This window comes from Neptunomonas sp. XY-337 (assembly GCF_004959845.1).
Classification (GTDB): domain Bacteria; phylum Pseudomonadota; class Gammaproteobacteria; order Pseudomonadales; family Balneatricaceae; genus Neptunomonas; species Neptunomonas marina.
The window spans coordinates 384,847-399,431 of record NZ_SPLL01000001.1 but is presented as its reverse complement, the minus strand read 5'-3'; the positions used below and the strand labels follow the sequence as shown (position 1 = coordinate 399,431).

The following is a 14,585-nucleotide window of genomic DNA, read 5'->3' as shown; positions in this document are numbered from 1 at the left end:
GTGGGGCTTTTTACTTGTTAAAATAGCAGCTCAACAACCACCCAAGTAGGACATCATTTTGGTCAAGATCGGTCAAGTCAACACATTAAAAGTTATGCGCGAAGCCGATTTCGGCCTTTACCTAGATGGCGGTGAGTTTGGCGGTATTCTGCTGCCACGCAAAGAGGTGCCAGAAGGTGCGGCTGTGGGTGATGAGCTGTCGGTTTTTATCTTGCTTGATACCGATGACTTTGTAGTGGCCACAACACGAGCGCCCATGGTGCAGGTCGGTGAGTTTGCATCGTTACAGGTGGTTGAAGTCAATAAAATTGGTGCTTTCCTTAACTGGGGTATGCCTAAAGATTTGTTGCTACCCTATGCGGAGCAGCGTGGCACGCTAGAGGCGGGTAAGCGCGTTGTCGTGGGTGTTTATGTTGATAACAGTGATCGTATCGCCGCGACGACGAAACTCGACAAACTGCTGTCGTCACCACCGCAAGATCTGAAAGTGGGGCAGCCGGTAGAGCTACTGGTATGTCGGCGCGGCGATCTTGGCTACAGTGTGATCGTCGACAACAGCTACTGGGCGCTGCTGCACCAAAAAGACGTATTCCGGACAGTGCGCATAGGCCACAAGGTTCAGGGCTACATCAAACGTGTTGTTGACGGCGGTAAAGTAGACGTTGTGCTGGATAAGCCCGGCTTTGGCAAAGTGGACGAACTGTCACAACGTATTTTGGATGACTTAGCAGCGCAAGGTGGTGTTAGCCCACTAGGCGATAAAAGCCAACCTGAGGCGATCTATCAAGCCTTTGGGGTGAGCAAAAAAGCCTACAAGATGGCGATTGGCCATCTTAAAAAGCTAGGCCGAATTGATATCTCACCAGAAGGCATCAAGCTACTTGATGACTAGACTCTCGCAACATGGTTAGGGAGCATAGTGGTACGGCAGTGTGTTTGGCACCGTGCCAACAGCTCCTCGCCCGCAGGGCTTAGTGAACGCCCCCGCCGCAGAATCACGTTTAATTCCCTCTCAAGGTGTGCACTTAAGGGGCGAAATACCAAGCCCACAAAAGCCGGTGTGGTTGCAGCCAGTGCGGGTAGCAGAGTCAGCCCCGCGCCGTGGCGCACTAAGGATGCGAGGGTTGTGGGTGTGTTCGCCTCAATCACTGCGCTATCGAGCAACAGTGGAATATCATTTGAGGCAAGTAGCCATTCCAGCTGTAATCGAATGCCATTATCCTGGGATAACATCGCCAAGCGGCGCGCTTGTAACTGAGTCCAATCAACCTCTTTTTGCGCACACAGTGGATCATCGTCGCGCATCACCACACCATATCGATCGCGCAGAATGGGCTGATAGGTTAAGTCTGGGCTGTTTGAGTGGTTGCCACCAATACCAAAACTGGCACGATTGCTTAACACCGCCTCTTCAATGCCGCTTGCGCCTGTTTCTATTAGAGTGACGTTGATCTTTGGGTAGTCCTCGCGGTAGCGGCAGATAATGGCCGGTAGCAGCTGAGTTAGCATGGAGGATGACCCTGCGACCGCAACATGCCCACGTTGCTGCTGAGCGGACGCTTGCAAGTCTTCGATAGCGGTGTCGAAATCCGAAACGAGCTGTAACGCGACCGGCAGAAAGCGCTCACCGGCCTCTGTAAGGCTAACGCGGCGGGTGGTGCGATCAAAAAGTTGGATGCCCACTTGGCTCTCAAGCTGCTTGATGGTGGCGGTGAGCGTTGATTGCGTGACGTGCATGAACTCTGCGGCGTGCGTAAAGCTGCCGTGTTCGGCCACTTGTATAAAGGCCAGCAAGTGTCGGTAGGCAAGATTATTCATTTATTTCGATTAATTAATCATATTTTATCGTTTGATTGATTAATAAGGATTTTGCATCATACCGCCATTAATAACAATCGAATGCAAGAACCATGATCCCACGTATCTCTACTGTTGAAACTACCCAAACGGTCTACCTGCGTTTTATCGAAGCGTTAAAGGATGCAGGCTTTGCCGGCGACCTGAATCAGGATTATGCCAACCGTATCGTGCTATCAACCGATAACAGCATCTACCAAGTGCTGCCCCAAGGCGTCCTCTATCCCAAGCATTTGGATGATCTACAGTTGATCGCCAATCTCTCTTCGCAACAAGAGTTTAATGAGGTTGTTTTAACCCCCCGCGGCGGCGGTACGGGCACCAACGGTCAGTCCTTGACTGATGGGCTGGTGGTGGATGTCTCCAAGCATATGAACCAGATCCTCGAGATCAATCCGGAGGAGCGCTGGGTTCGTGTGCAAGCGGGCGTGGTCAAAGATCAGCTGAATGCAGCACTAAAACCCTATGGATTATTTTTTGCGCCGGAGCTATCCACCAGTAACCGCGCGACGGTAGGGGGAATGATTAACACCGATGCGAGTGGCCAAGGTAGCTGCCTGTACGGTAAAACGCGTGACCATGTATTAGCGCTAAAAAGCGTTTTTCTTGATGGCACCGTGTGGGAATCTGGGCCCGTTGATGATGATGAGCTGCTGAAGATCAAAGCGCGCCAAGATCGCGTGGGTCAGGCTCACCGGCTGGTGGATGAGATATTCCGTGAAAAGCACGCGTTGATCAAAGCTAAGTTTCCACCGCTCAACCGCTGCTTAACAGGCTACGATCTGGCGCACATCCGTGATGAAAGTGGTCTTTTCAATTTGAACTCAGTGCTGTGCGGTGGCGAAGGGTCGTTGGCCTTTATCGCTGAAGCGAAGCTCAATGTTCTGCCGATTCCAAAGTATGCAGCGCTTGTGAATGTGAAGTACGACAGCTTCGAGGCATCTATGCGCGATGCAAAAGCGATCATGGCAAAGGGACCTACCTCGATTGAGACAATCGACTCCAAAGTCTTAAATTTGGCGATGGAAGATATTGTTTGGGACACCGTTGCAGACTACTTCCCGCAGTATGAGGGTGATCCGGCCATTCGTGGTATCAACTTGGTTGAATATACCGATGATGACCCCGATGCTTTGAAAGCGCGTGTTGCGCAGCTAACAGAACACCTTGATGCAGTCTCGGGCGGAGCGGGGCAGTGCTTCGGATACAGTGTTGTATATGGTGGCGACGAGATCAAAAAAGTCTGGGCGATGCGTAAGCGCGCGGTTGGCTTGCTAGGTAATGCACAGGGCCAAGAGCGTCCGATCCCGTTTGTAGAGGATACCGCTGTACCGCCGGAGAACTTAGCGGACTTCATTATGGAGTTCCGTGAAGTGCTCGATAGTCATAATCTCGCCTACGGTATGTTTGGGCACGTGGATGCGGGTGTGCTGCACGTTCGCCCAGCCATCGATATGAAAGACCCAGAACAAGAGCAGATGATCCGTACGGTGACAGACCGTGTTGTGGCGTTGACGCAGAAATATCACGGCCTTTTGTGGGGCGAGCACGGCAAAGGTGTGCGTTCAGAGTATGCGCCTGAGTTCTTTGGTGAGCTTTACGTAGAGCTGCAACGCATCAAGGGCGTCTTCGACCCTTATAACCAATTGAACCCGGGCAAGATCGCGACCCCCCAGATCGATGGTGCGGAGCTGCTTAAGATCGACGCGGTGACAACCCGTGGCCAGTTAGACCGAGAGATTCCCGCGGTGGATCGTGACACTTACGATGCGGCGATGTTCTGTAACGGCAATGGTGCGTGCTACAACTACGACCCTAAAGATGCCATGTGTCCATCTTGGAAGGGAACGCGCCAGCGTATTCACTCACCTAAAGGGCGCGCCTCACTGGTGCGCGAGTGGCTGCGCTTAATGGCCAAGCAAGGTGTGTCGTTGTCGGCTGCTGCACAGCAAACACGCGAGTCCGGTTTTATTGGCTCACTCCCTGCCCGCATCCGTAACAGCTGGCGTAAACAGAAAGGCGAGTATGACTTTTCGAACGAAGTGCATGAGGCAATGCTCGGCTGTTTGGCGTGTAAATCTTGCGTCGGTCAGTGCCCGATCAAGGTGAATGTGCCGGAGTTTCGAGCGCAGTTTTTAGAGGTTTACTACAGCCGCTACATGCGTCCACTCAAGGACTACATGATCGGTAGCTTGGAGTTCGTGATACCAACATTGGCAAAAGTGCCTGGGCCGTATAACTGGTTGATGCGCAACAAAACCGCGCAGCGGTTATTCCGCAATACCGGTGGCATGGTTGATAGCCCTGTGATCTGTCGCCACTCGTTGGCGCAGGGTTTAAAGGCGCGTGCAATCCCTTGGGCGAGTGTTGAGACCCTAAATGCGCTTACCGGTAACCAGCGCGAAAAGAGCGTTGTGTTGGTGCAGGATGCATTCACGAGCTACTTTGAAACGCAAGTGGTGCTGGACTTGATCGATCTCTTATCCGAACTTGGCTTTAATGTGCTGGTAGCGCCGTTCCTACCCAATGGTAAACCGCTGCATGTGCATGGGTTTATGGGGGCCTTTGAAAACGCGGCGCAACATAATACCCAGATGCTTAAAGCGCTTGAGTCTGCTGGGTTGCCGCTGATCGGGGTTGATCCGTCCATGACGCTAACCTACCGTCAAGAGTACGCCAAGGTGGTAGATAACCCTCCGAAGGTGCAACTGATTCAAGAGTGGTTAGTGACCCAAACCGAAGCGTTCGAGCACCTATCTGGCCGCTTGGCAGCTCACAACTTTAAGCTGCTGGCGCACTGTACCGAGAAAACATCGGCGGCGCCGTCGATTAAGCAGTGGCAAACCATCTATGCTGCGCTTGGTCAAACGCTGAGCGTTGAAGCGGTCGGCTGTTGCGGGATGTCGGGCACTTATGGCCACGAGACGCCAAATCTCGCAACTTCGAAAAAGATCTACGAGCTGAGCTGGGCTGAAGTGGTTAATGATCCACAAAATCAAGGCAAGCTTGTGGCAACAGGCTACTCCTGCCGCAGCCAAGTAAAACGGATCGATCAAACGTCGCTACCGCACCCGGCGCAAGCGCTGCTGGACGTGATGCGGTCAAGCCGCTATCAGGTGACACAGTAAGCATCATTGAGCGGCATCCGTTGCCGCTCGCTTGTTGCTAAAATCGATCTACGACCAATACATCGCTAAGTGATAGCTGGCCGGCACGTTGGTGTGCCGGCTTGGCCGCTTTACCAAGGGTAATGAGCATCGCAATGATATGATCCTTGGGTAGGTTGATAAGCTGTGCCACCTTGTCATTATCAAATCCAATCATCGGGCAGGTAGCGTAGCCCAGCCCGCTGGCTGCCAGCATAAACGTTTGCGCCGCAATCCCGCATGAGCGAAGTGCTTCATCGTGTTGGCGCTGGGGTTGATCAACATAAAAGTTATGTAGCATCTCGAGTAGAACACGGCGTGTATCTGCATCGGTGCTGCGATAGTAACGCTGCGGTTGGTTGCACCATGCTTGAGTATCTGCACACAGAACGATGAGTTCTCCGGCCTCGGTGATCTGAGTTTGCCCCCACGCCGCGTCCTGTATCTGCTCGCGCAGAGCGGTATCCTGTACACGAACAAATCGCCAGTGCTGAATATTGTACGAGGTGGGCGAGCGCAATGTTGCTTGCATGATTTTCTCGAACGCTTCGGGTGCTACCGGTGCGCTGGGATCGTAGTGTTTTACGGCACGTCGGGTCTCTATTGCGGTAAACAGGTCCATCGTTTTCTCCTTTTGGTTAACGCTGAAAATAGGGCGTTTGTTGTCTTAGGAGGTACTTTAGGCTGTTTTTATTTGGTTGATAATCTAGCTATTTAGAAACCTATTGTTGAGATAAATTCACTAGTATTGATCCCAATAGGGGGTGTCGCTGCCGAAATAGGTGATCGCAAAATCGAGAAAAGCGCGCACCTTTGCGGGCATATACTGGCGCTCAATCATGACTGCGCTGATGGCGGCCACTGGCATTTCGTAGTCAGGAAATAACTGAACAAGGCGACCGGTACGAATATCTTCACCGGCAACGAATGTAGGTAGGCGTGCGATGCCAAGATCCTGCAGCACCGCATCGCGCAGCGCCTCGCTGTTATTGACCTGATAATTTCCGCTGACAACAATCGACTGTGTTTTACCCGCTTTAGAGAAGGTCCACTCTTTTATATCGTTCGAGTAGCTAAAGGGCAGGCAGTTGTGTTCGAGCAGGTCTTCAAGGCGCTCTGGGGCTCCATATCGCTTCAGATAACTGGGCGAGGCACATAAAACGCTGCGCAGTGGTGCCAAACGTCGGGCGATGTAGGAGGAGTCGGGTAGGTTGCCACCACGTACGGCGATATCGAATCCGCCACCCACCAGGTCGATCGGCTTATCATCCATTACTAAGTCGATACTAATCTTGGGGTGCTCTTTCAAAAAGCGCGGAATCATAGGCGCCATGTGGAGGCGTCCAAACGACATCGGGGAGCCGATTTTTAGCCGTCCCTGTGGCTCGCCTTGTAACTGAGCAACGGCATCTTCGGCATCTTGGGCGGCCACCGCAGCGCGTTTAGCGTGCTCGAAAAAGTGCTCACCCGCTTCGGTAAGGCTCAGCTTTCGGGTGGTGCGATGCAAGAGCTTCACACCTAACTGCTCCTCAAGTTGCGTGATACGTTTGCTCACCGCCGACTTCGTGATGTTGAGATGCTTTGCCGCCGGTGAAAAGCCGCCATATTCCACCACTGAGACAAATACCGGTATTGCGCCTATTGTATCCATAGTGCCCACTGTTAACTTTTGTTTAACAGTATGGTGATGGTAAAAGGGATTATCGTCAATCAGGAAACTAGGTACGCTGCTCTTATCTATTTTCAAGACTAAAGAGGTGTGTGGTGCTGGGTGTCCGATCTGGGTTTGTCCACGGCTTGATGCTGCTAATGGTGATACTTGTCGCCAGTTCTTTTCCCGTGGGTGCAGTCATTGCCGACAAGCTGCCGCCAGCAGTGACGATGTGTATCCGTTTTCTTATGGCGGCGCTGTTGTTTGCGCCGCTGGTGTTTAAACGCCATGGTTTTGCACTACCAAAACCTGCGCAGTTGCTAGGCTATATCGTGCTCAGCTTACCTCTAGTGGCTTTTTTTTGGTGTATGTTTGAAGCCTTACGTTACACCAGTGCGTTGAACACCGGAGCGATCTACACCTTGGTACCCGCCATTACGGCGATCTACGCATTTGTGATTAATCGTGAAACGCTCAGTCCGATACGTGCAAGTGGGCTACTCCTAGGGACGTTAGGTGCGCTGTGGATCGTATTTCGCGGTGAAACAGAGCGTCTATTGGCTTTGCAGCTGAACCATGGCGATCTGGTGTTCTTTATTGGCTGTCTATTTATGGCGGCCTATGGCCCGCTTGTTAAGCGCCTTTATGCGGGCGAGCCGATGGAAGTGATGACATTTTGGGTCATTAGCGCCGGTAGCGTGTGGCTATTCCTGCTATCTTTACCTCAGTTACCCGCGATCAATTGGCCGCAAGTGGATCCATCTGTCTTTGTGGGTGCGTTGTATCTTGCGGTGTTCACAACGCTAATCACCTTCTTTTTACTACAATTTGGCACAGTAAAGCTGGGTGCAACACGGGTGGCGGCCTATAGCTTTTTAACCCCTGTGTTTGTTTTGTTGTTAGAGTATCTGCTTGGCAAAGAGAGCTTAACGCCGCTACTGATGGTTGGGGCCGGATGTGTGGTGGCAGCGATGCTACTCGTGCAACGCGATAGCCAAACTGCCAACTGATGATCAGTCGCTGCCACTAGCTAATTGATTTTTAAATCCTTTCATATTTTTGTCATCTAATCGCTCCACACTTGTCACATTTCTTTCATCTGCTGGCGTTTCCCTGACGCTGGTTGTCTTGAGGTAACAGGCGAGTGTGGTTTAAAGATCGCAGAATTCGGACATCTTTACTGGCTATCACCAGCGATAGTCTGCTCTTTGCTCTGAAATTAGGCATCGCGCTGGTAACGGGCAGCACGGCCCTGTATGCCGATGCGCTGCACTCGGCAACAGATCTGCTGATCTCGCTTGTCCTGCTGGTGGGTATTGGTATCCGTTACCGTCAAGAGAAGCGGGCGAGCGCGTTGGGTGTGGCGCGGGCTTATCGGTTGGAAGCGCTGTTAGCTATTTTAGTGTCGTTAACGATCCTTTGGGTGCCCTACGAAATCGTCACTAGTGTTGATCAAAGCAAGTCGGGTGGTATCCAGTATATTTGGCTGGGCATCATTGGTGTGATGGTCGCCATTGTGTTGGCGCATGTGATGGCAACGCTTAAAACACGCGTTGGCCAAGATACGGATTCCCCAGCACTTGAGGCGGACGGTTACCACAGCTATATCGATATGTTTACCTCGTTTGCAGTACTCGGCTCCTTTGTGGGGTTGCTGGTGGGGATCAATATCGATCAAATTGTTGCACTTGTTATTGCATTGATGGTGGCCTTTGCGGGTATTGAGCTCTTCATTAGCGGGGTACGCAGCTTCATCAACGGGTCAGAAGTGGCTCCTGATGGCTTAATTGAGCGCTTACTCGAGCATCCATTTTGGCAACGCGCTGGCCAGCGTATAAAGCGGCACCGGTCCGGGGTTTTGGTTAGCTTTTTGGTGGGTACGTTGGTGTTTTATGCAGGTTCTGGCCTTCATGTTGTGCGCAGTGATGAGAACGCGGTCTACCGCATTTTTGGTCAGCCCCAGCCCGAAGTGTTAACGCCAGGCTTGCATCTGTTAGCGCCGTGGCCGATAGGTGCCATCGAGCGTTACCGTCCGCAACAGGTGTATCGCTTAGAAGTGGGTACACCACTGGCGCTTTGGGACCACTCCAATGTGTTTAGCCGCTCGCAGTGGCAAACCCTTGGTAATGTGAATCTCGACCGGGAACATCACTATCTGTTTGCTGACGAGAATCTCGTCAACTTAACGCTGACGGTTCAATATCAACTACCCAAACTGGGGTTTGAATCCCGCCAAATTGCGCAGCCGCATCAACTGGTGGCTGCGGCGGTGGAGCAAACCGTTAGCCACCTACTTAGCCAAGCCCCGTTCTCTCTCACTTTGGCCGACAGCTTTGAGACAACTGCCATTACGCAGGTGGAGCAGCGCCTTGAGGCCTATGGACTTTCGACACACATTGGATCAATCACGGTGCAAAAACTTCAGCCGCCTAGCGCGGTGGTCAGTGCTTACCATGATCTTGAACGTGCCGCCGAGCAGCAGCAAGCACTGCAGCATCAAGTGCAAGGGGAGCGCGTTGAGGAGCTCGCGGCAAACCGCGCGCGGTTGAGCCAAGAAGCAGCTGAAACTTCTGCAAAGATCGCGGAGCTGGAGGCGAGCGCCGCAGGTGATGCTGCGTACTTTGCCACTCTCGCTGGCGAGTACGCGCAACAACCCGAGCTGGTGGCCTTTAACAAACGCTTAGAGTTAAGCGAAAAAGTGCTTCCTCAGATTGAAAAAGTGATTACCGAAGATGCGCTCAGATCGCGCGACACACGTTTGTTTGGAGACTATCAACCATGAAAAAAAGATGGTTAGCCGCCCTAGGTGGCACTGTTCTGGGTGGCTTTTTGCTCTCAACATCGTTGGTTCCCGTGTATGAGTCAGAACTTATTGTTGTGAGCCAGTTTGGGCGTGTGGTTAAGGTGGAAAACGAAGCCGGTTTACTATTTAAGCTGCCCGATCCCATTCAAACAATTAGCCGCCTTGACCAAAAGCAGCGTATTGAGACCCTAGCAACGGCCGAGTATGTGACGCGTGATCGGCGTAATGTTGTGCTAGATAGTTATTTAATCTGGCGGGTAAAGGATGCGCAGCGGTTTTTATCGAGCGTACGAAATTACGAGACTGCCGCTGTGCGTTTAAATGATCTCGTCACGGCGGAGATTAGCAATCAGATTGGCCAACATCCATTGAGCGCGATTCTCAATACGGATCCAAACCAGCATCAGTTAGAGCGAGTGCTGAGTAACATCGTGGAACAGGTCAGAGAGCGCGCTGCCGCATCGCTAGGGATCGACGTGACCGACGTGGGCATCAACCGCATCAGCTTTCCGCAGCCTGTGGTCGTCGATATCTACAAACGGATGGCGGCTGAGCGTGGACGTATTGCTCAGCAGCTGCGCGCTGAAGGGCAAGAGCAAGCAGCTAAAGTACGTGCTGAAACGGAGTTCGAAGTGCGCCAAAAGCTGGCACAAGCACGCCGAGAGAGCCGTATTTTAGTCGGTGAAGCGGAAGCGAAAGCGAGCCAAGCCTACGCAGAGGTTTACCGTGAGCACCCCGAATTTTATCGTTTCCTGCGCTCGATGCAGGCCTATGAACAGATCTTTACAGATAAAACACGCCTGATTTTATCAACGGATCAGCCATTGTTTGATTACCTGTGGGCTCCGCCAGCGGTAGAGGTGGGTGACGATGCCAGTTAGTTCAGATTGGCAGTATGTTTGGCTGCGCTCACGCCCCATTCTGTTAGGGTTATTGCTACTACTACCGCTGCTATATGGCCTCAGTGGGCTTTACAGCGTTTCGAATGAACAGCGAGGGGTGCGCTATCGCTTTGGTGCGCTGGTGGATGAATCTGTACCGCCGGGAATGCACTATCATTTGCCGTTTCCGATCGAGCGCGTTGAGCTGCGCCCTGCAGCGACAGTACAGTCGCTCGAGGTGAGCTTCACTGAGCTGGGTGTGGAGATGCAACCCAAAGAGCTTGCCACTGGCGACAATAACCTACTCGCCGTGGTGCTGGTGGTGCAATACAGCACCCAGGATTTAGGACAGTTCTTGCATCACATACAGCGCCCGGTTGAGGTGCTAGAGAATCTCATTCAGGCAAATGCAACGCGATTGATGGCGCGTGCCAATACTGACAACTTGCTTACCACCGGTCGGCACCAGTTTCAGCAAGCGTTATTGCGCAACACCCAGCAGCATCTGGATAGACTCGAATCTGGGATACGCCTTTCAGCGGTGCAACTGAAAGCCCTAACTCCGCCTGCTAGCGTCAAAAGCGCGTTTGATCGTGTGGACCGGGCGCGCACTGAAAAGCGTAAGTTGATCTCGGATGCGCGTAGTGCTCAAAACTCTGCCCGCGCTAAAGCAAGAGCTGATGCCAGAAAGGTCCGTTTGACAGCGCAAGCGAGCGCCGAAGAGATTGTCTCCGCCGCTCAAGGCGAGGCAGCACGCTATGCCGCGTTATTAAAGGAGTATCAGCAAGCGCCCCAAGCGATGGGGCATAAACTCTACACTGATGCGTTGGGTAGGATACTGCCAAACATTCAGTGGAGTGCAGCCAGCACACCTAACAAGCAGCATTAGAATGGGCCTAGCGCGAGCACCTCGTTAATCATCTGCTCGCGTTGCTGTTGCGAGAGTTTTTGATTGCGCCAAATAACCATGAGGTGCGGATCTTTCGTGTCGACAAACCCAACCCGATAATCCACTTGTCTTGCTTTATGATCACCAACATGGCCCCAAATAGCATCAACATGGGGGCCTAGCATCTCAAAACTGCGCACCGACAAGTACTCAGCAATGCCGCCACTGCGCTTAATGATTAGCCGCAGCTCTTTTGGCAGCCGGCGATAAATGCGCTCATCAATGACCAATCCGCCTGCTAAGAAACTCCGGCCATAAGGCGTATGGTGAAAGTAGCCTAGCGGTATGGGTTGTCCTTCGGCTGGTGTGTAAAAGGCGATAAAGTGGCGCTCCTCTAACGGGCATTCATCACCAAAGTGGCGCTTGAATAGCTCGCCTATAAAGGGGCGCGCGTTACTCACCTCGATCACATTGACGTACTGAGATAGCTCGGTATAGTCGTTCGGGTATGTTAGTGGTGCCGGATCGAAGTCATGGGATACTTCGGTGTAGTCGTTTGGTGCTGCGGCAGGCGCTGGGCCGAAGCGCTGTCGATAGTAGAGTGTGCGGGCACGATTCAATAATTTAGGAAACATCGCGTTGAGTCCTCCTTTGACTCTTTTAGCTTTGGCCTTCGCAAATGCTAATGCTGTTCGCACAGGTCGCGCTGAACTGTCCGTATCGACTGGCCCTTGGCTGGCTTGCGTTAAAATACTTTTTAACTCTTCTGTTGAACGCCAGTGTTGTCCGCATACATACCGCGGAACGGCCCATATCGAGTGGTTTTCGGTAAAGTGTTCGCCAGCGGTGCTGAAGGCTGCATGCATCTCATGAAGGTCGGGGCGCATGGCGAAAAAATTATCGCGCAAGTACTCATTAACATGGCCATAGGGGTAGCAAAAAAGCGGCTTCACTTGGCCTTTTGTGGCTTCCTTTAAATGAGTGTATGCCGTAGTAATTTGTGCGATGGCATCAGCTTCGTTATCGATGACGAAGAAATTTCCTTTAATCTGCTCTCGTTGCGCAACTGGGCTGACACATTCATGGTTGTGATCCCAACTATGGTTGCCGAGCTCCAGCAAGGCGTCTCCGGTATTGTTCCACCATTCACTGTCATAGGAGTCGAGAGTGCTTGCAGCTTCGTGCTGACCAAGTTGCGAGCGTGCTGTTTCGCTAGCGATCAAGAAGCTGGTTGCGGGCACGTTGTGACGAGCAATAATACTGTGGAAGCTCTCTACCGTTTCGTTAAGGCATAGGTCGTGGTAGGTGTAAGCTTCGATATCTGGCCCGTCATCGAACGAGATGCCAATGATCGGTTGATTCAGTGCGGCCCAATCCTCGCGCTTGTAGGCTGCAACAATCCAACTGAGGCTCTTGACGGTAAAGCCAAGTGACTTAATCAGTGTAATATCTCTATCGAGGGCCACGTGGTCATTCTTATCATACTCAGTGCCGTACACATTCATTGCGTGATAGCAGAGGATAGGAACACGGAACTGTTTGGGGTGTGCTTGGTTTCGAGAGAGATTGTTAAGCATGAAAATTCAGTCACTTAGTCGATGAATCATCATGCTATCGCATTTTAAATGGTTTCGGAAGGAACACCGGCAGAGCCACAAAGGGCTCCGCCATAAAGAAACTAAAAAGGAGGTTTAGTGGAACTGTAAGGGTGTTTCGATACCCGTTTTCTGGTCTAACTCCACCTGACGATGAATAACGCCTTCGCCCACTAGCATCGATTCGCGGCCTTTCACATAAGACTGCTCTTCGACAAGGGCCTTGTAGGCTTTGTTTAGCTCTAATGCGCGAGCGGGCGAGGGCAGTAGCAATTCAGAGATGTCCTCATGAAGTGCCGCAAAAGCCTCTGGTTTTGGCTCGCCATAGAAGTCGAAGAACTTGTCTTTTACCTCCATATTGGAGCGATACTCATCACCGGTTGGGTTATGTTTCAGGTAGAAGCTGTACTCGTACTCGCCATCGCTTTCACGGCGTGGTTCAGGAACACCGGTAAACGACTTTTGTGTCCAGTGATACCAGCCTTGTTGGAATTGGTCGCTATCGAGCTTACGCTTAAAGGCAAACGTGGTATCGGTAATGACCCCAATGCCGGAGTGACAGCCGGTGCAGAATACATGCTCTTCATAACTTTGCGGACGCAGCGCACCGGTTTGGTCTTCAATAAACCCCTGATATACCCAACCTTGCGGGACGCGAACACCGGCCTCTGCTGAGCCAATCACCTGTTTGATACGATCAGGAAAGTCGTGGCGCTCCTTCAGCTCTTTGGCTGCGATACGATCGTGTTGGAAGTAGTTCACCCAAAATGTTTTGCGCGCATAGCGCAGCTCTTTCATCCGTGGCGCCATTTGCACGCGTTGTTGGCTATCGATATCCAGATAGCGCACCGAATGGATAAACTCCGTTCCCACCGGATAAAGGCCAGCGGCAAGATGCTGTTTGCCGCTGGTAAGCAGTACTTTCGCTTTGCCGACATAGCTCATCATGCCGCCCTCGCGCGGTGCCCAGTCGTAGCGAATGATCTGCGCTGTGCCCAGCGTGCCATCTTTGTCGAGATCTACCTCAAGGCGCTTCTCATCAGTGGCAGTGATCGGGATATCTTTCTCTTTGATCAGCGCCTCAACAATAGCTAGGTTAGTTTTGTAGATCTCTAGGTCAAACTTGCCGTTGGTATCTTGTTGGAAGGCAACAGGTAGGCGAATGATCACGTCATCTGTTGAACCATTGGTGGGCATAAAGCCACCTGGGAAAGGGTAGTAAGCAAATGCGCGCCAGCCGGTGTAACCGTGCGTCGGTGTGCGGTCGAAGCCTTCGTTATCGAACTGGTAGTAGATGTCGGGAATGTAGCCATCCCACTGGCCATTATTGTTGCTATCGTATTCGGCTAGGTGTGTCAGTATGCGTTTGGCAATCAGGTTCTGGCCCGCTTGGTTAAAGTAATTGTTCTCTCTGACGTAGTCTAAAATCGCCTGATTAGAGATATCGCTGGCCCGAGTTGAGAAGCCTTTAAAATAGTTTTTCCAGTTATTAACGAGCGCAGCTTCGGTGAATGAAAACAACGTTTGGATTTCGCCGTCATCAATATAGTTGGGGCGTCGGCTATCGGTGTGGCAGGTGTAGCAGGGGTTTGCTACTTGGCCTGTGATCTCATTCACCGGGTTGGTGTAACACTGGGCGGGGATATAGGCGACCGGGTTTTCCTGATCGAGTGCCAGCGTTAAGGGTGTGTAGGCAACAACGCCACTTAGTATCAGAGAGGATAGGTATTTCATGCTTGGACTCTTAGTACACAACAGATCGA

General features: G+C 51.9%; 11 protein-coding genes. 6 read left to right on the top strand and 5 right to left on the bottom strand.

All coding sequences use genetic code 11. The annotated features are described in order from the left end of the window. The first annotated feature begins 58 nt into the window (after window positions 1-58). On the top strand, window positions 59-892 hold the full coding sequence (locus E4L36_RS02105) for a S1-like domain-containing RNA-binding protein (RefSeq protein ID WP_136678861.1): 834 nt from the start codon (window positions 59-61) through the stop codon (window positions 890-892). Here the strand turns inward: E4L36_RS02105 and E4L36_RS02100 are convergent. Continuing rightward, window positions 889-1,818 (bottom strand): LysR family transcriptional regulator, encoded by a 930-nt coding sequence (locus E4L36_RS02100; RefSeq protein WP_136678859.1) that lies wholly within the window; start codon window positions 1,816-1,818, stop codon window positions 889-891. The two genes, E4L36_RS02105 and E4L36_RS02100, sit on opposite strands and share 4 nt — an antisense overlap. A 92-nt stretch (window positions 1,819-1,910) precedes the next feature. On the opposite strand from E4L36_RS02100, the gene E4L36_RS02095 reads away from it, so the two are divergent. Then, window positions 1,911-4,985: an FAD-binding and (Fe-S)-binding domain-containing protein gene (locus E4L36_RS02095; RefSeq protein WP_136678857.1), complete on the top strand. Its 3,075-nt coding sequence runs from the start codon at window positions 1,911-1,913 to the stop codon at window positions 4,983-4,985. A gap of 37 nt (window positions 4,986-5,022) precedes the next feature. Here E4L36_RS02095 and E4L36_RS02090 read toward each other — a convergent pair whose 3' ends face one another. Beyond that, complete coding sequence (locus tag E4L36_RS02090) at window positions 5,023-5,625, bottom strand: nitroreductase family protein (protein ID WP_136678855.1); 603 nt, start codon at window positions 5,623-5,625, stop codon at window positions 5,023-5,025. Between the two features lie 120 nt (window positions 5,626-5,745). After that, a complete protein-coding gene (locus tag E4L36_RS02085) occupies window positions 5,746-6,654 on the bottom strand; it encodes a LysR family transcriptional regulator (protein WP_136678853.1) in 909 nt (302 codons plus the stop codon). A gap of 113 nt (window positions 6,655-6,767) precedes the next feature. On the opposite strand from E4L36_RS02085, the gene E4L36_RS02080 reads away from it, so the two are divergent. The 4 genes from E4L36_RS02080 (at window position 6,768) to hflK (ending at window position 11,227) form a co-directional block, all read left to right on the top strand. Further along, a complete protein-coding gene (locus tag E4L36_RS02080; RefSeq protein ID WP_240770658.1) occupies window positions 6,768-7,664 on the top strand; it encodes a DMT family transporter in 897 nt (298 codons plus the stop codon). Window positions 7,665-7,798: 134 nt separating this feature from the next. Next, window positions 7,799-9,436 carry a cation diffusion facilitator family transporter gene (locus tag E4L36_RS02075; RefSeq protein ID WP_136678851.1) on the top strand — a complete coding sequence of 546 codons (1,638 nt, stop codon included), beginning with the start codon at window positions 7,799-7,801 and terminating at the stop codon, window positions 9,434-9,436. Continuing rightward, window positions 9,433-10,338, top strand: a complete 906-nt coding sequence (gene hflC, locus E4L36_RS02070) for a protease modulator HflC (RefSeq protein WP_127692958.1) — start codon at window positions 9,433-9,435, stop codon at window positions 10,336-10,338. Before E4L36_RS02075 ends, hflC begins: the two co-directional genes overlap by 4 nt. Continuing rightward, complete coding sequence (gene hflK / locus E4L36_RS02065; RefSeq protein ID WP_136678849.1) at window positions 10,328-11,227, top strand: FtsH protease activity modulator HflK; 900 nt, start codon at window positions 10,328-10,330, stop codon at window positions 11,225-11,227. Before hflC ends, hflK begins: the two co-directional genes overlap by 11 nt. Here the strand turns inward: hflK and E4L36_RS02060 are convergent. After that, the gene (locus E4L36_RS02060; protein ID WP_136678847.1) at window positions 11,224-12,804 is read right to left on the bottom strand and encodes a polysaccharide deacetylase family protein; all 1,581 of its coding nucleotides are present in this window, start codon (window positions 12,802-12,804) and stop codon (window positions 11,224-11,226) included. The genes hflK and E4L36_RS02060 overlap by 4 nt on opposite strands. 114 nt (window positions 12,805-12,918) lie before the next feature. Continuing rightward, a complete protein-coding gene (locus E4L36_RS02055) occupies window positions 12,919-14,556 on the bottom strand; it encodes a hypothetical protein (protein ID WP_136678845.1) in 1,638 nt (545 codons plus the stop codon). Between the last annotated feature and the right edge of the window lie 29 nt (window positions 14,557-14,585).